Origin of the sequence: Hahella sp. HNIBRBA332, assembly GCF_030719035.1 — a bacterium.
Classification (GTDB): Bacteria; Pseudomonadota; Gammaproteobacteria; order Pseudomonadales; family Oleiphilaceae; genus Hahella.
This window is the reverse complement of sequence record NZ_CP132203.1, coordinates 3,727,158-3,748,367: the sequence shown is the minus strand read 5'-3', so window position 1 is coordinate 3,748,367 and position 21,210 is coordinate 3,727,158. Positions and strand designations below refer to the sequence as shown.

The 21,210-nt window shown below is 53.2% G+C and carries 24 protein-coding genes; 19 read left to right on the top strand and 5 right to left on the bottom strand.

Translation table 11 applies throughout. From position 1 onward, the window contains the following. Window positions 1-40: 40 nt before the first annotated feature. From O5O45_RS16595 to O5O45_RS16580, 4 genes are all read left to right on the top strand, one after another. On the top strand, window positions 41-364 hold the full coding sequence (locus O5O45_RS16595) for a hypothetical protein (protein WP_305900502.1): 324 nt from the start codon (window positions 41-43) through the stop codon (window positions 362-364). 157 nt (window positions 365-521) lie between these two features. Continuing rightward, window positions 522-854 (top strand): GRAM domain-containing protein, encoded by a 333-nt coding sequence (locus tag O5O45_RS16590; protein ID WP_127972527.1) that lies wholly within the window; start codon window positions 522-524, stop codon window positions 852-854. Beyond that, a complete protein-coding gene (locus O5O45_RS16585) occupies window positions 851-1,477 on the top strand; it encodes a hypothetical protein (protein ID WP_305900501.1) in 627 nt (208 codons plus the stop codon). Before O5O45_RS16590 ends, O5O45_RS16585 begins: the two co-directional genes overlap by 4 nt. 4 nt (window positions 1,478-1,481) lie before the next feature. Next, complete coding sequence (locus tag O5O45_RS16580; RefSeq protein ID WP_305900500.1) at window positions 1,482-2,234, top strand: alpha/beta fold hydrolase; 753 nt, start codon at window positions 1,482-1,484, stop codon at window positions 2,232-2,234. Window positions 2,235-2,276: 42 nt separating this feature from the next. Here O5O45_RS16580 and O5O45_RS16575 read toward each other — a convergent pair whose 3' ends face one another. Then, window positions 2,277-3,062, bottom strand: coding sequence for an SDR family NAD(P)-dependent oxidoreductase (locus tag O5O45_RS16575; protein WP_305900499.1), 786 nt, complete (start codon window positions 3,060-3,062; stop codon window positions 2,277-2,279). Between the two features lie 244 nt (window positions 3,063-3,306). On the opposite strand from O5O45_RS16575, the gene O5O45_RS16570 reads away from it, so the two are divergent. Beyond that, window positions 3,307-4,332 carry a malate dehydrogenase gene (locus O5O45_RS16570; RefSeq protein WP_305900498.1) on the top strand — a complete coding sequence of 342 codons (1,026 nt, stop codon included), beginning with the start codon at window positions 3,307-3,309 and terminating at the stop codon, window positions 4,330-4,332. An 18-nt stretch (window positions 4,333-4,350) separates the two neighbouring features. On the opposite strand, the gene O5O45_RS16565 is transcribed toward O5O45_RS16570, so the two are convergent. Beyond that, the gene (locus O5O45_RS16565; protein WP_305900497.1) at window positions 4,351-5,175 is read right to left on the bottom strand and encodes a substrate-binding periplasmic protein; all 825 of its coding nucleotides are present in this window, start codon (window positions 5,173-5,175) and stop codon (window positions 4,351-4,353) included. A 328-nt stretch (window positions 5,176-5,503) separates the two neighbouring features. On the opposite strand from O5O45_RS16565, the gene O5O45_RS16560 reads away from it, so the two are divergent. Then, complete coding sequence (locus O5O45_RS16560) at window positions 5,504-6,616, top strand: M28 family metallopeptidase (RefSeq protein ID WP_305900496.1); 1,113 nt, start codon at window positions 5,504-5,506, stop codon at window positions 6,614-6,616. 67 nt (window positions 6,617-6,683) lie between these two features. On the opposite strand, the gene O5O45_RS16555 is transcribed toward O5O45_RS16560, so the two are convergent. Both O5O45_RS16555 and O5O45_RS16550 read right to left on the bottom strand, forming a co-directional pair. Then, window positions 6,684-8,378, bottom strand: coding sequence for an alpha-keto acid decarboxylase family protein (locus O5O45_RS16555; protein ID WP_305900495.1), 1,695 nt, complete (start codon window positions 8,376-8,378; stop codon window positions 6,684-6,686). Next, window positions 8,365-10,119 (bottom strand): flavin monoamine oxidase family protein, encoded by a 1,755-nt coding sequence (locus O5O45_RS16550; protein WP_305900494.1) that lies wholly within the window; start codon window positions 10,117-10,119, stop codon window positions 8,365-8,367. The genes O5O45_RS16555 and O5O45_RS16550 overlap by 14 nt, the downstream gene beginning before the upstream one ends. A gap of 237 nt (window positions 10,120-10,356) precedes the next feature. On the opposite strand from O5O45_RS16550, the gene O5O45_RS16545 reads away from it, so the two are divergent. The 13 genes from O5O45_RS16545 (at window position 10,357) to O5O45_RS16485 (ending at window position 19,772) form a co-directional block, all read left to right on the top strand. Continuing rightward, window positions 10,357-11,415, top strand: coding sequence for a hypothetical protein (locus tag O5O45_RS16545; protein ID WP_305900493.1), 1,059 nt, complete (start codon window positions 10,357-10,359; stop codon window positions 11,413-11,415). 202 nt (window positions 11,416-11,617) lie between these two features. Next, the gene (locus tag O5O45_RS16540; RefSeq protein ID WP_305900492.1) at window positions 11,618-12,703 is read left to right on the top strand and encodes a hypothetical protein; all 1,086 of its coding nucleotides are present in this window, start codon (window positions 11,618-11,620) and stop codon (window positions 12,701-12,703) included. Between the two features lie 662 nt (window positions 12,704-13,365). Next, the gene (locus O5O45_RS16535; protein ID WP_011395889.1) at window positions 13,366-13,680 is read left to right on the top strand and encodes a YbjQ family protein; all 315 of its coding nucleotides are present in this window, start codon (window positions 13,366-13,368) and stop codon (window positions 13,678-13,680) included. Window positions 13,681-13,685: 5 nt separating this feature from the next. Beyond that, window positions 13,686-14,156 (top strand): YbjQ family protein, encoded by a 471-nt coding sequence (locus O5O45_RS16530; protein WP_305900491.1) that lies wholly within the window; start codon window positions 13,686-13,688, stop codon window positions 14,154-14,156. Between the two features lie 4 nt (window positions 14,157-14,160). Beyond that, the gene (locus O5O45_RS16525) at window positions 14,161-14,307 is read left to right on the top strand and encodes a hypothetical protein (RefSeq protein WP_305900490.1); all 147 of its coding nucleotides are present in this window, start codon (window positions 14,161-14,163) and stop codon (window positions 14,305-14,307) included. Between the two features lie 96 nt (window positions 14,308-14,403). After that, window positions 14,404-14,844 carry a thermonuclease family protein gene (locus O5O45_RS16520; protein ID WP_279507816.1) on the top strand — a complete coding sequence of 147 codons (441 nt, stop codon included), beginning with the start codon at window positions 14,404-14,406 and terminating at the stop codon, window positions 14,842-14,844. A gap of 96 nt (window positions 14,845-14,940) precedes the next feature. Then, window positions 14,941-15,480: an MOSC domain-containing protein gene (locus O5O45_RS16515; protein WP_305900489.1), complete on the top strand. Its 540-nt coding sequence runs from the start codon at window positions 14,941-14,943 to the stop codon at window positions 15,478-15,480. Between the two features lie 17 nt (window positions 15,481-15,497). Next, window positions 15,498-16,016: a GNAT family N-acetyltransferase gene (locus tag O5O45_RS16510; protein WP_305900488.1), complete on the top strand. Its 519-nt coding sequence runs from the start codon at window positions 15,498-15,500 to the stop codon at window positions 16,014-16,016. Further along, window positions 16,013-16,423, top strand: a complete 411-nt coding sequence (locus tag O5O45_RS16505) for a hypothetical protein (protein ID WP_305900487.1) — start codon at window positions 16,013-16,015, stop codon at window positions 16,421-16,423. The genes O5O45_RS16510 and O5O45_RS16505 overlap by 4 nt, the downstream gene beginning before the upstream one ends. Before the next feature lie 4 nt (window positions 16,424-16,427). Beyond that, window positions 16,428-16,625, top strand: a complete 198-nt coding sequence (locus O5O45_RS16500; RefSeq protein WP_305900486.1) for a hypothetical protein — start codon at window positions 16,428-16,430, stop codon at window positions 16,623-16,625. A 186-nt stretch (window positions 16,626-16,811) separates the two neighbouring features. Then, on the top strand, window positions 16,812-17,969 hold the full coding sequence (locus O5O45_RS16495; RefSeq protein WP_305900485.1) for a hypothetical protein: 1,158 nt from the start codon (window positions 16,812-16,814) through the stop codon (window positions 17,967-17,969). A gap of 76 nt (window positions 17,970-18,045) precedes the next feature. Further along, window positions 18,046-19,137 (top strand): hypothetical protein, encoded by a 1,092-nt coding sequence (locus tag O5O45_RS16490; RefSeq protein WP_305900484.1) that lies wholly within the window; start codon window positions 18,046-18,048, stop codon window positions 19,135-19,137. Between the two features lie 167 nt (window positions 19,138-19,304). Next, entirely contained in the window at window positions 19,305-19,772 is a 468-nt protein-coding gene (locus O5O45_RS16485; protein WP_305900483.1) for a hypothetical protein, read from the top strand. Window positions 19,773-19,820: 48 nt separating this feature from the next. Here the strand turns inward: O5O45_RS16485 and O5O45_RS16480 are convergent, their stop codons facing one another. Next, window positions 19,821-21,047: an extracellular catalytic domain type 2 short-chain-length polyhydroxyalkanoate depolymerase gene (locus O5O45_RS16480; RefSeq protein WP_305900482.1), complete on the bottom strand. Its 1,227-nt coding sequence runs from the start codon at window positions 21,045-21,047 to the stop codon at window positions 19,821-19,823. Between the last annotated feature and the right edge of the window lie 163 nt (window positions 21,048-21,210).

Below are 21,210 nucleotides of genomic sequence, written 5' to 3'. Positions count from 1 at the left end.
CATAAAGTAGAGCCACATAAAAAAGGTTAGACCAAACTATATGAAACAGTTGTGCATTTTCCAAGAGCATGGTGGGGCTCTTTACACAGAGGTTGGTCGTGCACGCATCACATTCTTTGGGCATCAGATAGATATTAAAAAAAACAATCTTGTGATGATGCCGACAAGTGTTCAGATTAGTCTTACTGAAGAAGAAGTGAAGCTTTTTAAAAACTATAAAAACCCTATTACTCCCAGTCACGTATATTCCAGAGCAAGAAGCATGGTATATGAAATGTATTCATTAAATGGGGGTAGTGAAGAGAAAAAGCGACTTCTTGAAAGTTTAAAAAAAGAAATTAATTTGCTCATTAAGAAAATATAACCTTAACCACAGGTTTTAAGGATGATATTTTATTGGTGAGCTTTTCATCTCACCCGAACTCTAACGTACCTGGCCGAAGCAAAGCCATTGCCCAGACTTACGCGGTGACGCTATGATTCGGGCGATTCTTTAACGTCATATACTTGGAAGTTTCTCCATGATACATCTCGCGCCCGGTGAAGATATCCTGAAGGAAGGCGCCGCCAATTTGCAGAAGAACGTTGAGACGGTGGGCGGTAAGCTTTATTTGACTAATCAGCGTCTGGTTTTTCGGGCGCATGCTCTGAATGTGCAGGGTGGTGTGACGGAGATTCCTTTGGCGCAGGTTTGTAAGTTAACCAAGTGCTGGACCAAGCTGTTTGGTGTGGTTCCTCTTTATCCTAATTCTCTGGCTATCAGCACCCATGACAATACGGTCTTTCGCTTTGTGTTATTTGGGCGGGATAGTTGGCGTGCGGCCATCGCCGAGCAAGTTGGAGCGCCAGCATGAAGTGGATGTTTAGGATATTGAGTGCAGTATGGGCTTTGTTTGTCTTGTTAGTGATTCTCGCTGTCGTGTACCCATCCATGTTTCCTCAAGAGCTGCCGTTACCTCTGGCGTTTATCAAAAGCATGTTGTCGAGTGCAGTGAGCTCCCCGGTATATTTTGCACTGCCGGTATTTATAATTTTTATTCTTGCATGGCCGCTGATGCTTTTATCTATGGGAGCGAGGAGCGGTTGGAAGGTTTTGGCCGAGCGTTATCAATATTCCGCTAATAACGTCGCGACTCGTTTTATTGGTCCGAATAGCGGCATGATAGGGAAGGTGTCGTACAAAAATATCTTGTTTGTAGGGGCTGATGAGCAGTACTTATATTTAAAAACGTTGTTTCTATTTCGTCTGGGTAACCCAACGCTGGCGATTCCCTGGAGCGACGTCAGCGCAATCAAATCCACTACAAGTCTGTTGCCTGCCGGCGCGCCTCAGTTTTTACGGGCTATCAGCCCTTCTGGTCGTTTCGCGAATGTTACGCTTTCCTCTATGCCTGAGCAGCGGTTGACTCTGCCTTGGGATGATAGCTTTACCCGCTTCGCGTCGAATTTAAACCTTTCCCACTCAGAGCAGGCATAACGCGATGGCGCATACGACGAATGTGGTGATGATCCACGGGTTAATGGGGTCCTTGAGCTACTTCGAACCGCAAAAACGTGTTCCTGAGATTCGCTGGCTAACACCGGATTTGCCAGGTTACGCCGCGACTCCCATGCAGCATGGAGAGGAAGGTTTTTCTTTGCGTGGTCAGGCCGATTATGTCCGCGATCTGATACTGGCGCTGGATGAGGGGCCTTGTTGGGTAGTGGGGCACAGTGTAGGCGGAGCCATTGCGATGATATTGGCTGAGGCGTATCCACAGCTGGTGCGAGGCTTTATTAGCGTGGAAGGCAACTTCACTCTTAATGACGCGTTCTGGTGCCGGAAAGTCGCCGCCATGTCTGTGTCGGAGTGGCGAGAAAATTATACGGAATTGCAAAGCGATCCAGAGAGCTGGTTGACTCGAGCGGAGATTGAGGCAACCCCTGAGCGGCTGGAATGGGCGCGCAAAATCTTGTTCAACCAATCGGCGGAAACTGTCCATGAGGTAGCCACTGCCATCGTGAAAGAAACGGTCGGGGAGGAATATCAGGATATTGTTCGCCGCGTCGTGGATAGCGGCCTGCCGTTATACCTGCTCTCAGGCGAGCACTCCGACGCGGGGTGGGATACGCCTACTTATGCACGGGCAGCGGCGCGGCAAAGCGTTCGACAGAAAAATACCGGGCATATGATGATGTTGGAAGCGCCGGATGAGTTCTGCGACATTGTCGCCAACTTCATCCGGTCCAATTAGCGCCTAGTGTTGGCGCAGTAGTTTTTCTATGAGAACGTTGGGCTAGCCTTCGGATTTATTCCGGTGAATGGCCAGTCGCTCGGGAGCCTGACACACCGGCATCACTTCAATGCGGTTGATGTTCACATTGGCGGGGCGGGTCGCCGCCCAGGCCACGCAATCCGCGATATTCTCCGGCGTTAACGCATCGGCGTTCTCATAAGTCGCCTTCGCTTTGTCTTCATCGCCTTTGAAACGAACCAGCGAGAACTCGCTGCCGCCGACCATACCGGGTTCAATGTTGGTGACTCTCAGCGCTGTGCCTAACAGGTCGGCTTTCAGATTGCGGGAGAACTGTTCGACAAAGGCTTTGGTGGCGCCGTAGACATTGCCGCCAAAGTAAGCGTACGAGCCGGCGATGGAGCCGATATTGATGATATGTCCGGCATTGCGCTCCACCATACTTGGCAACAGCAAATGAGTCATGAACGCCAGTCCGGTGCAATTCACTTCAATCATGCGGCTCCAGTCTTCCCAGGAGGCGCTTTGCGCGGGACCTAACCCCAACGCCAGTCCGGCGTTGTTGATAAGCAGATCTATGGCGGCGAACGCGGGCGGCAGGTTTTCGATCGCCGCCGTCACCGCTTGTTGATCGCAGATATCGCAGGCGATGATATGGCAGTTGGTCTGCAGACGGGCCGCCAGCGCCTCCAGTTTATCTTGACGGCGGGCCAGCAGGATCAGGTCATACCCTTCGTGCGCCAAGCGTTCTGCTATAGCTTCGCCCAAGCCGACGGATGCGCCCGTGACCAGCGCAACTTTACTACTGTTGTTTTCCGGCTTACTCATAGCGGTTTCCTCACTCAATCGTGGTCAAATACAAATACGCCTCTAAGTACTTGGCGATAAGGGAATTAAGTATTCAGATTTTCCTCGTAGGATGAAACCCCTGAGCATCTCTTCGTTATAAATTAGCCGGAAGTCTAAGCTCGGGTTGTACAAAATACGACCTATTGCTGAGGTCGCGCCAGGATGACCCTGATTAGAATAAAAGGGTCGCCGTATCTTTTATCCACTTCAAGGAGGGCGCGCCATGAGCGAAACCGTCACTGTCGCTGTCACCGGAGCCGCCGGAAACGTTTGTCAGTCATTGCTGTTCCGCTTGGCGGCGGGGGAGCCGTTCGGACCCGACGCCAGCATTCGTTTGCAACTGATAGAAAAGAGTGAATCCATGAAAGCCCTGGAAGGCTTGGCGATGGAGTTAGAGGACTGCGCGCTGCCTTTGTTGGAGAGCGTGAGTCTGCACGATGATCCTGTCAGCGGCTTCAAGGATGTGGACTTCGCCATCCTGACCGGCGCCAAGCCACGTACGCCCAGCATGGATCGCATGCAGCAATTACAGGAAAACCCATCAATCTTTGTCGAGCAGGGGAGAGCGCTGGGCAAGGTCGCCAAAGAGACAGTGAAGACCCTGGTCGTAGGCAATCCCGCCAACACCAACGCCTTGATCGCCTGGGCGAATGCGCGCTATCTGCCCCACCATCAATTCTCCGCTCTGATGCGGCTGGACCACAATCGAGCGCTGGGCTTTCTCGCCCGCAAAATAGGCATCAATCCGCTCCGCATCAAGCGCCTGACTATCTGGGGCAACCACGCCAGCACCTTGTTTCCGGACGCCTCTCATTTACGCATTGATGGCCAGCCCATTCGCATGGCGCTGGATATGAACTGGTATCGGGACATTATGATCGATCAAGTGCAGCAGCGAGGGGCTGCGGTTATTTCTTGCAAAGGGAAAACCAGTTCCAGCTCCGCCGCGCAAGCGATTATCGATCATTTGCGAGACTGGCGCTTTGGCACGGAAGAAGGGGATTTCGTCAGCATGGGCGTACTGAGCCAGGGAGAATATGGCGTGACGCCGGGCCTGTTCTTTTCCTACCCGGTCACCTGCCGCAAAGGTCGGGCGGAAGTGGTGGAGGGGCTGGATCTGGACGACTTCTGCCGCCGTATGGTGCGGGTGACGGAAGAAGAGCTGGTGAGAGAGCGGAAAGCGATTGAAAATTTGCTGCCAATGTCTCCAGAACTGTTACTGGCCCGCGCTCACTCGGAAGTGGCGTGAGGCGTGGCGTCGGCTAGGCTACTGAGAATCCAGAAATGAGAAGTATAACGCCATGATTTCATCATAGCGGCCAGACTCATGAATGTCGGCGCAGACGTCCCAAATACGCTCCGCCAGGTGTTGGTGGCGGGCGTAAAACTGACGCGAAAAGACCAGAAACATATCATCTTGCATTAAAGGGGTGGGCAGTCGTCGCACGGGCGAGTTGGGATCACTCAGATCAAGATGCGGCTCCACCTGCATGGCGTAACTGGCGACTATCGCCACCCGACGGCTGGTCAGCAGATTGGCCAGGTGTTTGGGTTCGTAGCGCTCAATGACCTCCACCCCCATACGTTGCAGCAAGTCAGCGGAGGAGTATCCCAGTCCGGCGGCGGCTTGCGCTCCCGGCGGCAGCTTCAGCGACACGCCGTCCCATTGCACCGCGGGGTCTGAGGCATACAGCCAAAGGGTGTTGCTGTACACCAGCTTGGAGTAGTCCACCGTGCCGTCGAGTTTGCGGGGGTAGTGACTGAACTGCTCCCGCTCCGGCACATAGGAGGAGCCAATCACCGCATCCGACTGACCTGTCTGTAATTGCGACAGGCAGCGTTTCCAGGGGCGGCGCTCAAAGATAATGCGTATGGGCGCCTGCAGCTCGATCTCGTCCATCAACTCATAGGCGACGCCCTTATATTCAGTCGTTTCTTTCGTCTCCGCCATAGTCAGCCGGTAGATGGGGGGATTCGCCACATCAATGCCGCAAACATTGATTTCAACAATGTCGGACTCGGTGCGAGCCGTTCCTGCCGCTCCAGTCAGCGCAAAGACGAGGAGCAGGATTTTTGACCATGGAGATGTCATTTGGGCGCGCATGAATTACTCAGAAGGTTGGGTGATATTTATGCAGTCCCTGTCAAAAAACTATAGCACCGAGCATAACGAAGCTGTAGTGGATGGAAGCTGCGCGAGCGATTCCTAAGGCAAAAGAGGGATATCCGCTTAGAGTTGAATGCTGCAGTATGGTGCGACGACAGCGATCGGCGTCGCCGCCAAGGTGCGCCGCGAGGTGTCGTTACATCAATTATCTTGATGTTTTTCAAATAAAAATAATGACTTCTCCACGATATTTGCTTGTCGCCGGACGGGGTTTTTGATGCCTTGCGCATCTTTTTACGATAGGAGAAATTTGATGTTTCCTGAAATAAATACAAAAAAGTTACTGCCTGGATTGGCTTGCTTGATGTTAGTGACAGGCTGTTCCGATAATAATGATTCCAATAATGGCGGATCTAACGCCAACAAAACTGCGGACGACTACTTGATCGATTTGGCGCATCCCACCAAAGGCATCGGCGCCAGGGTGGCGGGAACTGAGAGTGAGCGTAAGGCGGAAGCCTATCTGCTGGCTGAACTCAAGTCCCTGGGTTATACGCCCAGTGCGCAAGCGTTTACCTACAAAGATCGAGACAACAATGAGTTTAACTCCAGCAATGTCATCTTTGAGAAGGCCGGGACCGACGCTGATAAAGTACTGGTGTTAGGCGCTCATTACGACACCACCGGTGAAGATCTTGGCTCCACCGGCGCCACGGATAATGGTACAGGTGTGTCCACGCTGTTGGATGTGGCCAAGCGCATTAAAGATAAGACCTTACCTTACACTTTGCGTTTCGTTTTCTTCGGCGCAGAAGAGAAAGGCCTGCATGGTTCCAATTACTATGTGAGTCAGTTATCGGTAGATGATCTGGGCAAGATTGTCGGTATGGTTAACTACGACACGGTGGCCGGCGGCGATTATCTGTATGTGCACTCCGCTGACAGCGCCACGCCTTATGAGTGTAACGGCGACAACGCCTCCTATGCGGCTGGAGATACTGTACGCAAGGGGATGTTGAACGCATCTATCGCTTTGGATGGCGACAATGACTTCCTAATACATCCAAACGTGGATGGCGGCTATCAGGCGGGGGAGACCGGCGACTGGTCTGATCACGTTGCATTCGCCTGTCGCGGTATTCCCATTGCATACGTTGAAGCCACTAACTTCGATATTGATGGGAAATATGGGAAAGACGGCTATTCGCAGACTGTTAATTCCCAGTTCTGGACCTGCTTCGACGAAGCGACTGTTGGCGCCTGCGATAAAGACGCCGAGGAGAAGTGGGGAGAAATCTGGCATACCGGCAGCGACCGGATCGACGCCATGGAGTCCGCCTTCCCCGGCAGAGTCAGCAGTCAGATGGAGCGAGCGGTTAAGGCGACGGTAGAGTTCGTCTCTTTCGCAGACTACTATTTGCCTTGAATATCACATAGAGGCGGGCGCCTGCGCCCGCCTTGCCCTCACGGCATTCAGCCCCTTTAACCTATCCTCAGGATGGTTTGGCCAGACGACGGATTTGCGGCGCCAGATCTTTTTGTGGAATGACAATTTCCACCAGTGCGGGGCAGTCCACCAGAGACTCCACATCCAACAATATTTTCTGCAGTTCGTCGATGGTCTGCGCCCGGTATCCCATGGCGCCGTAGGCTTTGGCGAGGGACTGGTAATCCCATTGCGGCAGGATGTCGAAAGGCGCAAAACGTCCCTCCGGCGTGAACGCCTTGATATCGACAAAGGCCTGCTCGATCGCATAAACCCCATTGCTCATCACGAAAATGACCGCGTTAACGCGATTGCGCGCCAGCGTGGACAGCGACTGGCACATCATCATGAAACCGCCATCGCCGGCGACCACATAGGGACGCTTGCCGCTGGCCATGGCGACGCCGATGGCGCAGCCGGTCTCATGTCCGAGCGATCCCCAAATGGCGTCGGCGATAAAGCTGTTTTGAGGTAGTCCGTTAATATTGCTGGCCACATAAAGTGAAGAGCTTTCGCCCAGGATGAGTTCGATCTCTGACTGCAAGCGTCGCTCCTGGAAGAAGTGCGTGAGTTGATCGAAGAAGATGTTGTAGGTGAGCTGAGCGCCCAGTTCCGTATTCCAGCCGGCGCACTCGCCGTCGTCCAGATGGACTCTTATCAGTGGGTGAGGAAATCCGTTTTTGCTTTTGATCTGCGCCGACAGGCCGTCGATGTAATCGGTCATGGCGACATTGCGGAAATACTCATAGCCCACCCGCACCTGTTCATCGTTAACCAGAATAATATCGGAGAAACCGCTTTGCATCAGGTCCAGGTAGTCATCGGTGAAAATCACGCCAAGGGCGAGTATGCAATCGACATTTTTCATGTATTCCCGCGTGCCTGGACAGGACGCGGCGCCCGCATAGGTGCCGATGAACTGCGGATGGCTTTCATCGAGGACGGATTTCGCCTCCAGCGTGGTGGTGAAGGGTAGCCCACTGGCCTCGACCATGCGTAGCGCCTGTTCCTGCAGGCCGTAACGGGCGATCTCTATACCCAGCATGATCACGCCGCGCTTGGCGTTGACGAGTCTGTGCAGCGTCTCATCCACCACTGCCCGCAAAGACGCTCTGTCGCTGACGGGAGGTTGCGGTCGCAGTGGGTGCTCCGGTTCCCGGCAGGGTTCGCCCCATACATTTTGCCAGGCTTCCAGATAAATAGGGCGGCGCTTGCTGATGGCGGCGGTGAGGGCGCGATCAATCTGTAATGGAGCTTCGGTGGCATTGCTCAAGACTTCTGCTGCGACGGTGACTTGCTCAAAGACCTTTTTATCCGCATTCAGGTTGCCGGTCGAATGATGAAACAACACGCCTTTGTCACGAATGATCAGCCTGTCCTGGGCGGACGGGCTGGCGCTGATCACCACCACTGGATTGCGCTCTACGTATGATCCCGCCACCGCGTTCAACACGCTGAAGGTTCCGACCCCGTATTGGACGGATACCGCGCCGATGCCGGCGAAACGGGCATAGCCGTCGGCGGCGTAGCCCGCGCCCAGTTCATTGATGTCTCCCACGGCGTCCACGCCATCGAATTTTTCCAATGTTTCCATGAACTCGGAAACATAATCGCCGGGTACTTGAAACACTTTGCCGAGACCAAGCTGGCGCAGGCGGGTGAGCAGATAGTCGGCGACGGTAAATGAGTTATCCTTCAACATTGTCGATTCCTTTGTACGCAAATTGAGTAACTTCATCCAACACTTTCTTGCAGTCATTGCAGGTGAGACAGTCGCAGTCGTCAGCGCAACCGTCGGGGCAGGGGACCGGCATCAGGGAAAACGGTTGTTCCGGGGGCAGCCAGGCGGGGCGCGTCATTGCGAAAAAATCCTCCAGGGTCGACTCGGCGACAGTCAAAGCGCCTTCCACCCAGCCCTGATCGTAAGAGTAGGCTTCGCCGACGATAAAAATCTGTTCTTCCTCCACCGGATGGCGCATGCGGCACATGATCTTGTCGAGCCGGTAATTGGCTTTCCATTCATGCCAGCCGCCGCCGTAGGGATCGTCGTCCCAGGCGTGAAACACCGCGCTGTAAGGTTCCGGCAGTTCTACCTGATCATGTACCTGACGCACTTGCTGTTGCGCGGCGCGCACCATGTCTTCGCTGACTTGATAGCGGGTGCGGGGCACGATTTTGTCGGCGCTGATTTCAGCCTCCAGACAGGACGGCTTGTAGCCGATAAAAGGCAGGCCGTCTTCCAGCCCCTTCCAGAACGGAACCGTGCCAATATCGTTATAGGAGGCCATCAGCAGAGAGTTCAGGAAAGGCTCGCCGCCAGGTTGTTCGCACTCGGTTCCCATGTAGTAAATCTGTCTCACCGGCAGATCCGTGACAGAGCGTCCCGCCACCAACCCCAGACTGCGCCACCAGGGTTTCTCATAAGCGAGGAACAGCTTGAAGGCGGATTGGATTAACACGGACGGCAGGTTTTCCTGCAGCCAGGGATCATCGAAAAATTCCGACTTGATCAACTCCAGTGAACGACGCGGCATGGCCAGGATAATGCGTTTGGCGCGCACGATCGTTTCGCCAGGTTGGTCCGTGGTTTTTCCATCCACCGTGTGCGTATGTTGAAAATGCAGACTGTAGGGATAATCGTCGTCGCCGGTGTAGCGAATCTCCGTCAGACGATGATTCATATAGAGACGTTTGCTTCCAAGCAGACTCCCCGGCGCCTGTACGAACTGTTCGCAGAGCGTCAGCGGCAGCGTCTGGAAACCGTGCTTCAGCGTGAGAAACTTCGTCTCATCGCTGTACTCCGTCGCCGGCAACTGTGTCGCCGCATTGGCATTGGCCACGTTGGCGTCATAGCCGCCTGCGTCCTTCATGAACATATAGCCTTCATTGCTGAGCACTCGATAAAGCAGATCCCAGAAACCGTATTTCCAGATCTCTTTGCCGAATACTTTCACCCGCATCTGATCGCACAGAGACAGGTCGGCGAAGCCGGGATACAGATAGTTCATGATTTTGACTTGCAGGTCTTCGGGCCCATAACCGCGCTCGGTCCACGCCAGGTTATAGGGAATCTTGTCGGGATGACTGCTGAAGTCCCGATAGCGGAAACGCGCGCCGCGCAAGAAGAAGAGATTGTCTTGGGAGCCGACGGGCTCTGGCGCTCCCATGGGGAAATCTTTCGTCGGCAACTGCAGGTATTTGACCAGATTGGCTACCAGAATATGGGCGTCGGGGATATATCGCATGCCGCCGACTTCCGCCACCACATTGGGAAGACCCGGCAGCGTGATGCTATAGAGGCGGCCGCCGATGCGGTCACTGTACTCAAACAGTGCGATAGCCTGCTTGGCGCCAAATTCCGACTGCAAGCGCCAGGCGCTGTATACGCCCGAAACTCCTCCACCGACAATCGCGACATCCAAGGTCAATGCAGCGTTTTCCATCAGCCCACTCCTTGTCAGCGAAACGTTACTTTTTTATTCCGTTCCTCAGGTAATAAAAAACATAGGTGCGGTTCAAAAAATAGCCAAATTGATTTTTGTAAGGGTGGGTTCAGGTTTGTTAAAGAAATGTTGTAACTCGCGGTAAAAAATATATATTCGCTCAACATTCCTGGTCGTAAAAACAATTTCGCCATTGGGCGCGCGCCGCAGGAATCCCACCACAGGTAGTGAGCATAAATGAAGAATTTCCTGGCTAGGTCCCTGTTGCTTTCCGTTGGTATGCCGGTTTTCGCTTTCGGCGATGAAGCCAGTATTGAGCGTCTTCCGGACATGTTGGCGAAGATCCAGTATGTCGCCAGGCTCACTGAAGCCTGCCCAGACAACTATCAATCGGAGTATTTCAATTGGCGCAAGCTCAATCGCATCGACGATATTGAATCAGCCGTTAATGTGTTATCGGTGAATGATGCGCAGCTCCAGGTTCGTTTGACTGATATCGCCAGAGATGCTGCGGCGGAAGTTAAACTACACAGCGCGGATTATTGCGCTCATCTGGAACAAGTCCTCGCCAATCCCGACTTTATGCCTTTTGTCGCATTCAATGAGCTAAGCCAGACGTTACTTGATGAAATACCTCAGGAAGCTCTTACCAGCGAGAGGGAGCGCGCCGACAGTCAGCCGATAAATCCTGAGTTGATCAAACAGGATGTCACGCAAGTAGAAGCGGTGATGTTCAACCGCCGCACCCTACGCATTGCAGGAAAGTCGACGGAGGTGGATGCGCCCGAACTGCTGTTTAAAAACGGCGATCTCTGCATGGATATGCAAGCGCTGGTATTTCGCGGCGGCGTCGCGAAGCACAAAGCCAAGCACCCCTCTAAATGGACGCGTTGGCGAACAAACCAGGGCGAACGCGAATGGTTGAACGGCGAGAAATGGCAAAAATTCGTCTCCGCCAAGGCGTTCCCGCCTCTTAATGAAGGCTTCCGCATGGAAAGCGACCTGCGTTTTCAGCAGGAGACGGACGGCGGCGCCTTTCTTATCACTAATGTTATCCGCTACCAGTTTTCTTCTGACGGCAAGTTCATCCGCAAATTGGATTCATACCCAACTCATGACGACGCTATCAGCTCTTCCGTTAGTTTTTATTATCCAGAGGAAGAAGGGCGCTATGACATCCAGGGTTATCTGCTGACGCTGCGCTTTGACAATGGCGAGACCCTCTACAAAACCATCGTGCGTGATAAGAACTCTCCATCGCCCACGTGGCTGGATGGGAATGAGTATGTGGAATAAGCGGCTTTTACAGCGCCTCATTCTGTTAGCCCACGGATGGCTTTAGAGCAAGCCGGAGCGATTTTTACCTGGGGTAAATCACAGTTGTAACCTGGGCAGGGTTATGTTTTTTATAACGTTTTGGATTATCTCTCCTGAGGAAGTCGCAGGCTGAAGCAGACTTCCTGAGTTGTATCAGGGGATCAAATAAAGGCGTTCATGAATGAAGCGACTCCTGTCTGGGTTTATTTTCTCCACCGCTGCCTTCTCTACTTCTGTGTTTAGCGGCGGCTCGGGTTTTGAACAGTTTCCCAATCTGTATACAAATATTCGATTCGCCACAGAGCTGGCCATAGCATGCCCAAATGAGCATGTTGCAGCGTATCAGTCCTGGCGCGAGCGCAATCATATCGATGATATCGACATCGTGATGGACGCCTTGTTAGCGAAGGATAAGAAGCTTCGGAGCAATATCGTGAAAGCGGACAAGGCGATGAAGGAAAAAGTCAGCAGTCTCGGCTCCAAGAGCTGTGTGTTTCTGGGACAGATTCTGATAAGCGAAGAGTATCAGCCAGCGACCCATTACAAAGACCTGATGGATAAATTGCTTGCCATCGCCCCCCAGGTTAAGGCTTTGAAGGAAAAGGAAAAGGAAAAGGAAAAGGAAAAGGAAAAGGAAAAGGAGTCGCCTCTTGATCCAGTGCTGATCCAGAAAGACCTCGCCAAAGTAGAGACAGTCTTATTCGACAAGAAGGTTGTGCATAGCTATGGCATGATCTTAAACGAAGCCTACCCGATACTGCTGTTTGAAAATGGCGAAGCCTGTAAGGACATGAAAGCGTTAGTGTTTCCAGGTGGCGTCGAAGCGCATAAAGCCAAGTATCCCAAGCGTTGGACTCAATGGCGCAAAAGCTGGGGCGATTATGAGTGGCTGAAAGGGGATAAGTGGAAGGCGTTCGCCTATGACGATGAATATCCGGCGATAGAAAAAGGATTTCGTCTTAACAACAAGTTCCATTATATCGGCGGCTCTAGCACCGGCGACAGCACCGTGACGACGATCAGAAATTTTCAATTTTTCTCAGACGGCAGATTTATCAGTGGCGCACAGGTTTACGCCAGCACGGAGATCTCCGATACCAGCTCGACCTTTAACCATGTCTCCCCTGACCAAAAGGGCCAATATGAAATCGACGGCTACCTGCTGACCCTGCGATACGATAGTGGTGAGACCCGATACCGAGCCATCGTTCTCGACGCAAAAGACCCCTCGCCAATATGGCTGAATGGAGACGGCTATGTTGAATAGTTAGCGGTAATGGCGATGGGAGATGAGTGAGATAGCGCGCCCTCCCTCAATGGCTTGGGCAACAGAGCGAGCAAGGCCGATTGACTCAATTGGTATGGATCTCAATGCGTTCTGTCGTGCGCAAGAGTAATCCTTTGTCAGAGACAAGAATGATCGAGCCGGCATACAGTTGCCGCTGTGCTAAGGTTTAAGCGTTCCTGCTTATTTTGGAGTTCACATGAGATCCCATTGCCCTGAATGCGGCTTCCTTTTTCCACTTAAGGGCCCAGAGCTGGTTGTGCTCAGTAAGACAAGGATCAGAAACGCAGCCTGCTTTATGTGCCCACACTGCCACTCAAAACTGGTGCAAAAGCCACGTTTTGGTTTGGCGATACTGGCATGTATAAACCTTATATGCGTGGGCATTGTTGCGACAGTGAATCTGGGGTACGCCTCTGTTAGCAAAGAATTACTGATGGCGGTGTTCGCTGTCATAATGACGGTATCCTTCGCCAAGCTCATTCTTTTTATTAAGCAGCCTGACATTTATGAAGTCATGAAACCGCACTCTGACTCTTAGACTTCCTTGGATCGTCTTGTGCAAATATTTGTCCTTCCCTTTTTGAATATTTGTGACATATTATGTCCGCAGGTGTCTCCAACAAGAGGTCTGTGGGTTAGTTATGTTGATCACTAATATCGAAACCATTCCTGGTAAAAATATCGTCAAACATCTTGGTCTGGTGCAGGGCAGTACGGTCCGCTCGAAGCATGTGGGGCGCGACATCATGGCGGGATTGAAGAATATCTTCGGCGGTGAGTTGCGCGGTTATACCGAGTTGTTGGAAGACGCACGGGGTGAAGCGCTGGAGCGTATGAAAAGGCAGGCGCGCGGCATGGGCGCCAACGCAGTGATTAACGTGCGCTTCGCCACTTCGTCCGTGGCGCAGGGCGCAGCGGAGCTGTTTGTCTATGGTACGGCGGTGGTCATGGAGTAACGCCCATGGAAATGTTTATCAATATAGGCGTTTTTTTGCTACTGATGGCGCTGGGCTATGGTTTTGGACGTCGTGCGGAGAAAGCCCACTTTAAGTCACTGCGGATTCGCGAGGCCAAGCACCGAGCGGTCATCTTATCCATGGGGCGTCATATCCCTCCGGTCCGCGCCAATGTGGAAGCGCGTCTGGTAACCGGCAGCGTGGTGGTGTCCGTTGATTATTTCAAACGCTTTTTCGCCATACTGCGTTTACTGATCGGCGGACGCCTGTTCAGCTATGAGTCCTTAATGGAAAGAGCGCGCCGTGAGGCCATTCTGCGCATGAAAGAGCAGGCTGTGTCTTTCGGCTCCAAGGAGATATACAACGTAAAGCTGGAAACATCGACGATTTCTAATGGGATGCAAAACGCCCTTGGCACAGTCGAAGTGCTGGCTTATGGGACGGCGGTCGTTGATAAGAGAGAACTGGCGGCATAGTGGCGTGGTTCTGGAAACTGATGACGACGCCACCCGTTTAGGGTTTGTTATGCAGGACAAGACCTTGTACCCCAGCGAAATACTCTCATCCAGCGCTTGGAGGAGTGGAGAGCGCGTCTATCAGGCGGTGCGCGACTTCTTATTTGGCTGAAGTAATAATTCAGTCTAAACAAATATTTACTGGATAAATTTACAACTCAACTTTAGCATTCACCTTAGTCTTTTTGATAAATAAGGTGTTATGCATATGAAGTTACGTCTGGCTCTGTGTCTGATTCTTGCCGCGCCAATGCTCGCCAATGCTGGGATTAAGGATGAAAATTTTGGCTCAGCAACCGTCGCGCAGGTCACCAGTATTTATGATGGCGACACCTTTCGCGCCGACATCGCCGATTGGCCGGCGATTGTGGGGCAGCGCATCGGCGTGCGCATCAAGCATATCGATACCCCTGAGCTGCGTGGCTCCTGCAAGAAAGAAAAAGCCCTGGCGCTGAAAGCGAAACAGTTTCTGGTGGAAAAGCTGAGAAGCGCGAAAGAGGTGAAACTTGAAAATATCCAACGGGATAAATATTTCCGTGTGCTGGCGGACGTCGTAGCTGACGGCGAGAGCCTGGGGCAGTCTCTGATCAAGGAAAAACTCGCCGTTCCCTATGAAGGCGGAACCAAAATCGATTGGTGTAAAGCTTGAGCTAAGTCAACGACTTAACTTTCAGGTGGGAGCGCTGGTAAGCTGAGGGACGCAGAATTATTCTGCTGAACTCAGTCGCTAAAAGGAGATTTTACGTTGGCTAAAGTTTTATCTGTCAGCAAGAACGCGGAACACCGGTTTTCCAAGGCGCAGGTTCCCACCATCCATCTGATCGCCGGCGAAGGCGTCGACGGCGACGCCCACCGCGGCGCGATGGTGAAGCATATCCATCTCGCCAAGAAAGATGCGGAATCGCCAAACCTGCGCCAAGTGCATTTGATTCACAATGAACTGTTGGAAGAGCTACGAGGCAAAGGATTCAATGTCAGCCCTGGCGTGATTGGCGAGAACATCACCACCAGCGGTTTGGATCTGTTGTCCTTGCCGGTTGGAACGGTTCTTAAATTCGGCGCGACCGCCCGCATTGAACTGACAGGTTTGCGCAGCCCATGTTCACAACTCGACAAGTACCAGAAAGGACTCGTCGCAGCAGTGCTGGATCGTGACGAGCAGGGTAACCTGATCCGCAAATCCGGCGTAATGGCGATAGTGCTGGATGGCGGCCCCGTAAGTGTTGACGACGCCATCGCCGTATCGTTGCCGCCTGAGCCCTATTTGCCGCTTGTCCCTGTGTAATGTCGGCGGACTCTGACATGCGTATCCGTCCCGCTGAAGTGGAAGACGCTCCAACCATCGCTGTCATTCATGTAGCGGCTTGGCGGGAAGCCTATCGCGGCCTGATGTCGAGTGAATTTCTGGCTTCCCTGTCCGTGGAAAAAAGAACGCAGCAATGGACGGCGGCGTTAGCGCAAGACAGCCCGATATTGCGCCTGGTGATTGAGCATGAGGGACGTGTCGCTGGATTCTGCAGCAGCGGCCCGTTTCGCGACGAGCAACTCGCCATGGAAGAGGGCGTCGAGCTGTACGCCATCAATATTGATCCCAATTACTGGCGATGTGGCCTGGGTAAAAGGCTGGTGGAGTATGTGAGCGACTACTATCAACAGAAAGAAGCCAAGGCAATATACCTGTGGGTATTGAACGGAAACCTGCGCGCCATGGCGTTTTATGAAAGCTTGGGATTTCTGCCCGACGGAAGATCCAAGGTGGACTATGGACATGCCGGTGAGCCGCTGCATGAGTTGTTATTTATCAGGAGGTTATCGGCTTGAGCAAACCTGCCGACTTCATTCAGAAATGGCGTGAACAAGGTCATCAATTCCATCCTCCCGCCACAAGCGAGGCGGTCAAACTCGTATTTTCCCGGCTGGGCATGACTGCGAGGCAGGATATTTTGGACCTCTATCTTGAGTGCGATGGAATGAGCGACTTTGGTGCCGGGCTTGTGCGTTTTTGGTCTCTTGCCGAGATTGAGGCCCACGCTCAGTACACGAATGAATTCGGCGTGCTTTTCGCTGATTTCCTTGTGGAAAGCGAGCTCTTTCGGATAAAGCCTAAAGATGAATATAGCGTTCAAGTGTACAGCGACTGCTTTGATGGAGATAAGCCTCGGTTAGTCTCGCAGAGCCTGGGCGAATTCATGCGCAAAATAGATATCGACAATTTACAAGGCAATTAAAACGATGAGTAAACACTATTCCCGCGAAGCAAAAATGATGTTGCTGTTTCCGGTTATCTTGTTTGCGCTGGGCATTATTGGCGTGATGGTGATACCGAAGCTGAAACAATATCTGGCGGAGGATGACTGTACTCCAAACGCCGTTCATGCCACCGCTGATAAAGACTGCTCTTCCGCTTCTTCTCCTGCCTCACAAAACTGACCTTCCGGTCAGCTCCCTTTCTCTTTTTATCTAATATCTAATGCTTGAAATCACCTATTTGGGCGGTTTCGCGTCCGCTTTCTAACGCTTATAGTGGCCTACAGGAAATAAGAATATCCGCGTTTGGCGCAGACAGGGTCCGCCGGACGTTAAAACAAAAATAACAACGGGCAAAGGTTCAACGTTATGTTTTTCAAGGAAAAGCAGGGCCTTGTTTTGGCCTGCGGCGTCATAGCCGCGTTAACTTGCAGTTATTTTTTCTTTGGCGGCCAGGGCGTGGATATCCCTGACGCTGAAGCGGCGATGACGCCCGTCGTCGATACGCCTCCTGTCGCCGCTGCGACAGTTGCGCCCAGCGGAAGCGCCGTCGCGCCATTGCGATCGTCGTCATCCATGGCTCCGGATGCCGGGGAAGATGAAGAAACTGGCGAAAACCCTTTCTTTGAAAAGGAAGTCAAAGCGCGCCTGACTCAGGTCGCCGATCAATATCAGGACCAGATTCAATATCCGACGTTCTCTACGCCTATTCGGGATAAACAGGCGCTCGCCAAATACCTGCCCAACAAGAGTTTTCCCGCAGGGATGCCGTTGGACTTCAAGGACCCAAACAGCCCTCGCATCAGCCTGGAAACCAGCAAGAGCCAGTATTTTATCGGCGAGGATATCGTTGCGTCGGTGAGCGTCACCGGACTGGACGCTGGATCAACGGTGGAAGCGGACGGACGTCTGGTGGAGCAGGGAGAGGCGTTAGCTGTTACCGAAGGGGTCCAACGCAGCGGCTCCGTGTTCAATCTTACTTTCTCGGGTAATGATCCTGCACTGGCGGAAGCGGGGAGCGATTTACGCGTCATCGCCAATCTGACCATCAACGGCCGTGTTTTTGAAATTGGAACCCCGGTTTCCTACACGCCAAGTGTGGCGCAGGTAACGCATGTGGACGCGGCGGAAGTGCGCGGCGCTTATTTGTATATTCCTTTGCATGTCCGGGTGATCTCCCCCGGCTTTCACGAGGTAGCAGCGATTCTGTACAGCGCCGGCGCCAGCGAGCCATTAGTGCATTTATCCGCCCAGGAAGACATTCAGGTGGAAAATGGCCTGGTGTATCTGCGGGCTCACATTGCGGCGCTGAAACAGAAAGGCGACGCCGGCCCTTATCGGCTGCAGGACATTTCCTTGACCCGGATGCCGGCCCCGCCGACCTATCAAACCGAATACGGAAGCGTCGCCAAAGCGTCCTTTGCGGTGAACGGTTTTCCTTTCTCTGACTATGACGATGTTCCCTATGTTGATGAAGACGCGCAGAAGCGGTTGGAGTTTCTGCGCCAGTTAGGAAGCGTGCAGTAAACGGGCGCGACGTTGCGGGTGTTGAGCCTGCAGCACCACCGATTCTCGAAAACAAAGATAAAAAAGGAGATTTAACGTGAAAACACTCAAGCTATGGCTGACTGCAATGTTGATGTTCGCCGCCTGCGGCGCCGCCAAGGCGCAATTGGCGGGCAAGAACGTCCTCTTGATTCAGGGCTTTTTGCCCCAGCACATTCTGTTCAACCCCACCGATCAGGGGCGGGCGGATGGCATTGGATATTGGGACGGCTTCGACGCTTCCCTGAAAGACCCCGCCACCACCCGCATTCTTTACTGGCCGTCCCATTACCGTTTACAGGGGGCGGGCGGTATCGCCGCACTAATCGCCAATCAGTTGCAGCCGATCTTGTCCTCTGGTTTCTGCGATAACGAATGCGTCGTCATTACCCATTCCACCGGCGACCTGGTGATGCGCTATGTGTTGTCCAATAAGAACTCGTTATTGGGTTCGTCGCTGGCGCAGCGTTTGAAAGTCGCTGCGGTGATCGACATGGCGGGCGCCGGCGGGGGCACTGAACTGGCTAACTTCGGGGTGGACCTGATTAATGGCGTCAACCACGGCGCGGACGTACTGGAAGCGCTGCTGAAGTTTCTGGGTTATGAAATTCCGTTGGGCATTAATCCTGGTGTGATGATTGATCTGCAGACTGCCGTTGCGCGCAACACCGCCGTCACTAATCTGCCCGCCATTCCTCGCCTGAGAATCGCCTCCACAGGCAGCGAGTTTTACGGCTTCGCGACGCACCCCATCATCAAAGGCAGGGACGACAGCGTAGTGCCGTTGCACAGCGCCTGCGGCGCCGCTTATGACGGTGCGTTGGATTCCTGCGTAAGGGACTTGCGTATAGACGGGCGCGTCACCAGCGTCAGCAATGCGCCGTCTTCGAGCCAATTGTACGACTACCATTACCCCATCATCATGAGCGAAAAAATGGCGCACAACGAAATGCAGGCCAACAAACGCGGCCGGGATATGACCTTCGCGTTAAGCGGCGCTGACCGCTACAACGCCGGCGCACGCACCATTGGACTGGACGTGGAGTATCACTCCGTCTACGCATGGTGGGACTGGTTCCGGGAATATCGTTACATCACGGATGCGGATGACAAAACCATGGGACGGGTCATTCTGGATTCTTTTGAATAAAACTCGCCTCTTCTGTTCCTCAGCATGGCGGCCTGAGACCTTCTTAGGTCGCCTGACCAATGCGCTGAGCCGAAAAAGGGAGATTTATTCAGTTTAAGTTCATGATTTGCCGTTACAATGGCTTCCCTATAACTAACGAAGCGTTTCAACTGGGGAAACCATTAAAAATGAAAAAAGCGATGTTGCTGGCGGCGGCGCTGGGAAGCTTAATGCAAAACGCAGGGGCGGAAGAGTTCAGAGTGCAGATGGGCGGTGAAAAGATCATCTACATTGAAACATCAAGAGAGGATGAATTTGACCGCCGCGACTACGATCAATACATGCGTGAGCGTGGGTATGACTATGAATCCCACTACCACGCCAATCGCAGGCTGAGAGAGCGGGTCAGGAACCTTGAGCTGGCGGTGAGGCAGTTACAGGATACAGTGTACGATTTGCAGAATGCCGAGCCGACGCCTCCTCCAGTCACGGCGCCGCAAACTCAATATTCCTGCATCCTGAAAACCCATAAAGGCACTTTTACCGGCATTGGCCTGACCAAGCTGGAAGCCACGGGGAAGGCGGCGCAGCAATGCGAGTCTAAAATCGGTGCGTTCTGGTGCGATATCGATGAAGTGAAATGCGACGCCAATTAGTCTTGCATCAAGCGACGGCCTCTCACGGAAGCCGCCGCTTTTTTTTCGCTATGCGCAAGTATTGATCGATCGACAGTAATCCTTTTTATCGCAACGCAAACTGGTGCGATGGGAAGGTGAAAATCCAAGATAGTCCATAGATCCCACCGCGTAATAAAGCCCCCAGAAATACTGCGCGCGCCCAGCCAGCGAGTGGTTAAGATTTTCTTCTCGATAACAGGCCGCCGCCACAGAACCGGACCCGTTTGCCTCCTCGCCGGTCAAGCGGTCGACAATACGCTTGATGAACTGCATCTGCGGGCCTTGCTGGGTGAGGTAGTCCAGTGTGTCATGGCCTGTGTCTGCGTACCCCCACCAATCCCAACAGCCGTTCATTGGCTCATTGCTGGTTTGCGGATACACCACAATGATGCGGTTACTCTCCGCCCAGGCATTGTAGCCGGCGTGGCGGGCGAAGGTGTCTTGCAACGTCGAGCGATTCTGTTTGCAGCCATGCAGGGCGATGTGTACGCGGCAGGCGGCCTGGGCTTCCCGGCAGGCGTCGGGAACGTAGATATAGCCAGTTTCGTCCAGATACTGCGAATAGCTCAGCAGGCTCTGATCGAAAGTCAGCAGGTTTTCCGTTTTTTCCGGAACGGGCGGCGCCAAAGGGCCGTAGATGTGATTCAGCAACAGCCCTGCGGCGTCATACTGACAGTCGCCGATATAAGGGGAATCGCTGTCGGCGCAGTCGGCCCCAAAGTTTTGCGTCGGCATGGCGTGACCGGCGTCTATGAGGTCAATATTAACGGAAACATTCTGAGTTCCGCTTAACCTCTGATACACCTCCGCCGCTCGCTGCGAGGAGGCGCTCCAAACCCGATGATCGCTCTTGCCATGAAAGATCCATACGCGGTCGTCGCGTAAAAACTCCACGCCATCGATTTTACCCGCGTCAGCCATTGTGTGGGTCAGTTTGACGATGGCGTCGGCGTCAGGTAAATCCCCCCGGCTCATACAGCGGCCGACAGCCTGGGTCAAACTGCCCTCTGCGCATCCATAAGGACCGCCCGCCACCAGTCCGGCTCCCATGAAGGTTTTGGAATAGGCCACGTGAGCCTGCATGGCGGCGAATGCGCCGGAGGATAAACCGGAGATAGAGATCTGGGCGGGGTCGACATTGAGACGGCGTAAATCAATGCTCTCCTGCCCGGGAGACACAGCCAGTCCGGCTCCGCCGGCGGCCAGTGTGGAAGTCAGAACGGCTGCGCTCTTCAACGTCATGAATCTGTTCATATTCGGCCCCTTGAGTTGTTGTCGTACGTCCATGGTGGGCTTTGTCTGTTGGTTGCAACTGTCCGCGCAACAAGACACGCCGGATTTTTCTGTGTTGTATGTGTCATTACCATGAACGCATTCAGGGCCTATCAAATCCTGCGCCATAATGATTAATGCCATG

Excerpts from the sequence above, each read along its gene's own strand:
- O5O45_RS16595 (WP_305900502.1), top strand. The coding sequence starts at position 41 with ATGAAACAGTTGTGCATTTTCCAAGAGCATGGTGGGGCTCTTTACACA.
- O5O45_RS16590 (WP_127972527.1), top strand. The coding sequence starts at position 522 with ATGATACATCTCGCGCCCGGTGAAGATATCCTGAAGGAAGGCGCCGCC.
- O5O45_RS16585 (WP_305900501.1), top strand. The coding sequence starts at position 851 with ATGAAGTGGATGTTTAGGATATTGAGTGCAGTATGGGCTTTGTTTGTC.
- O5O45_RS16580 (WP_305900500.1), top strand. The coding sequence starts at position 1,482 with ATGGCGCATACGACGAATGTGGTGATGATCCACGGGTTAATGGGGTCC.
- O5O45_RS16575 (WP_305900499.1), bottom strand. The coding sequence starts at position 3,062 with ATGAGTAAGCCGGAAAACAACAGTAGTAAAGTTGCGCTGGTCACGGGC.
- O5O45_RS16570 (WP_305900498.1), top strand. The coding sequence starts at position 3,307 with ATGAGCGAAACCGTCACTGTCGCTGTCACCGGAGCCGCCGGAAACGTT.
- O5O45_RS16565 (WP_305900497.1), bottom strand. The coding sequence starts at position 5,175 with ATGACATCTCCATGGTCAAAAATCCTGCTCCTCGTCTTTGCGCTGACT.
- O5O45_RS16560 (WP_305900496.1), top strand. The coding sequence starts at position 5,504 with ATGTTTCCTGAAATAAATACAAAAAAGTTACTGCCTGGATTGGCTTGC.
- O5O45_RS16555 (WP_305900495.1), bottom strand. The coding sequence starts at position 8,378 with ATGTTGAAGGATAACTCATTTACCGTCGCCGACTATCTGCTCACCCGC.
- O5O45_RS16550 (WP_305900494.1), bottom strand. The coding sequence starts at position 10,119 with ATGGAAAACGCTGCATTGACCTTGGATGTCGCGATTGTCGGTGGAGGA.
- O5O45_RS16545 (WP_305900493.1), top strand. The coding sequence starts at position 10,357 with ATGAAGAATTTCCTGGCTAGGTCCCTGTTGCTTTCCGTTGGTATGCCG.
- O5O45_RS16540 (WP_305900492.1), top strand. The coding sequence starts at position 11,618 with ATGAAGCGACTCCTGTCTGGGTTTATTTTCTCCACCGCTGCCTTCTCT.
- O5O45_RS16535 (WP_011395889.1), top strand. The coding sequence starts at position 13,366 with ATGTTGATCACTAATATCGAAACCATTCCTGGTAAAAATATCGTCAAA.
- O5O45_RS16530 (WP_305900491.1), top strand. The coding sequence starts at position 13,686 with ATGGAAATGTTTATCAATATAGGCGTTTTTTTGCTACTGATGGCGCTG.
- O5O45_RS16520 (WP_279507816.1), top strand. The coding sequence starts at position 14,404 with ATGAAGTTACGTCTGGCTCTGTGTCTGATTCTTGCCGCGCCAATGCTC.
- O5O45_RS16510 (WP_305900488.1), top strand. The coding sequence starts at position 15,498 with ATGCGTATCCGTCCCGCTGAAGTGGAAGACGCTCCAACCATCGCTGTC.
- O5O45_RS16500 (WP_305900486.1), top strand. The coding sequence starts at position 16,428 with ATGAGTAAACACTATTCCCGCGAAGCAAAAATGATGTTGCTGTTTCCG.
- O5O45_RS16495 (WP_305900485.1), top strand. The coding sequence starts at position 16,812 with ATGTTTTTCAAGGAAAAGCAGGGCCTTGTTTTGGCCTGCGGCGTCATA.
- O5O45_RS16485 (WP_305900483.1), top strand. The coding sequence starts at position 19,305 with ATGAAAAAAGCGATGTTGCTGGCGGCGGCGCTGGGAAGCTTAATGCAA.
- O5O45_RS16480 (WP_305900482.1), bottom strand. The coding sequence starts at position 21,047 with ATGAACAGATTCATGACGTTGAAGAGCGCAGCCGTTCTGACTTCCACA.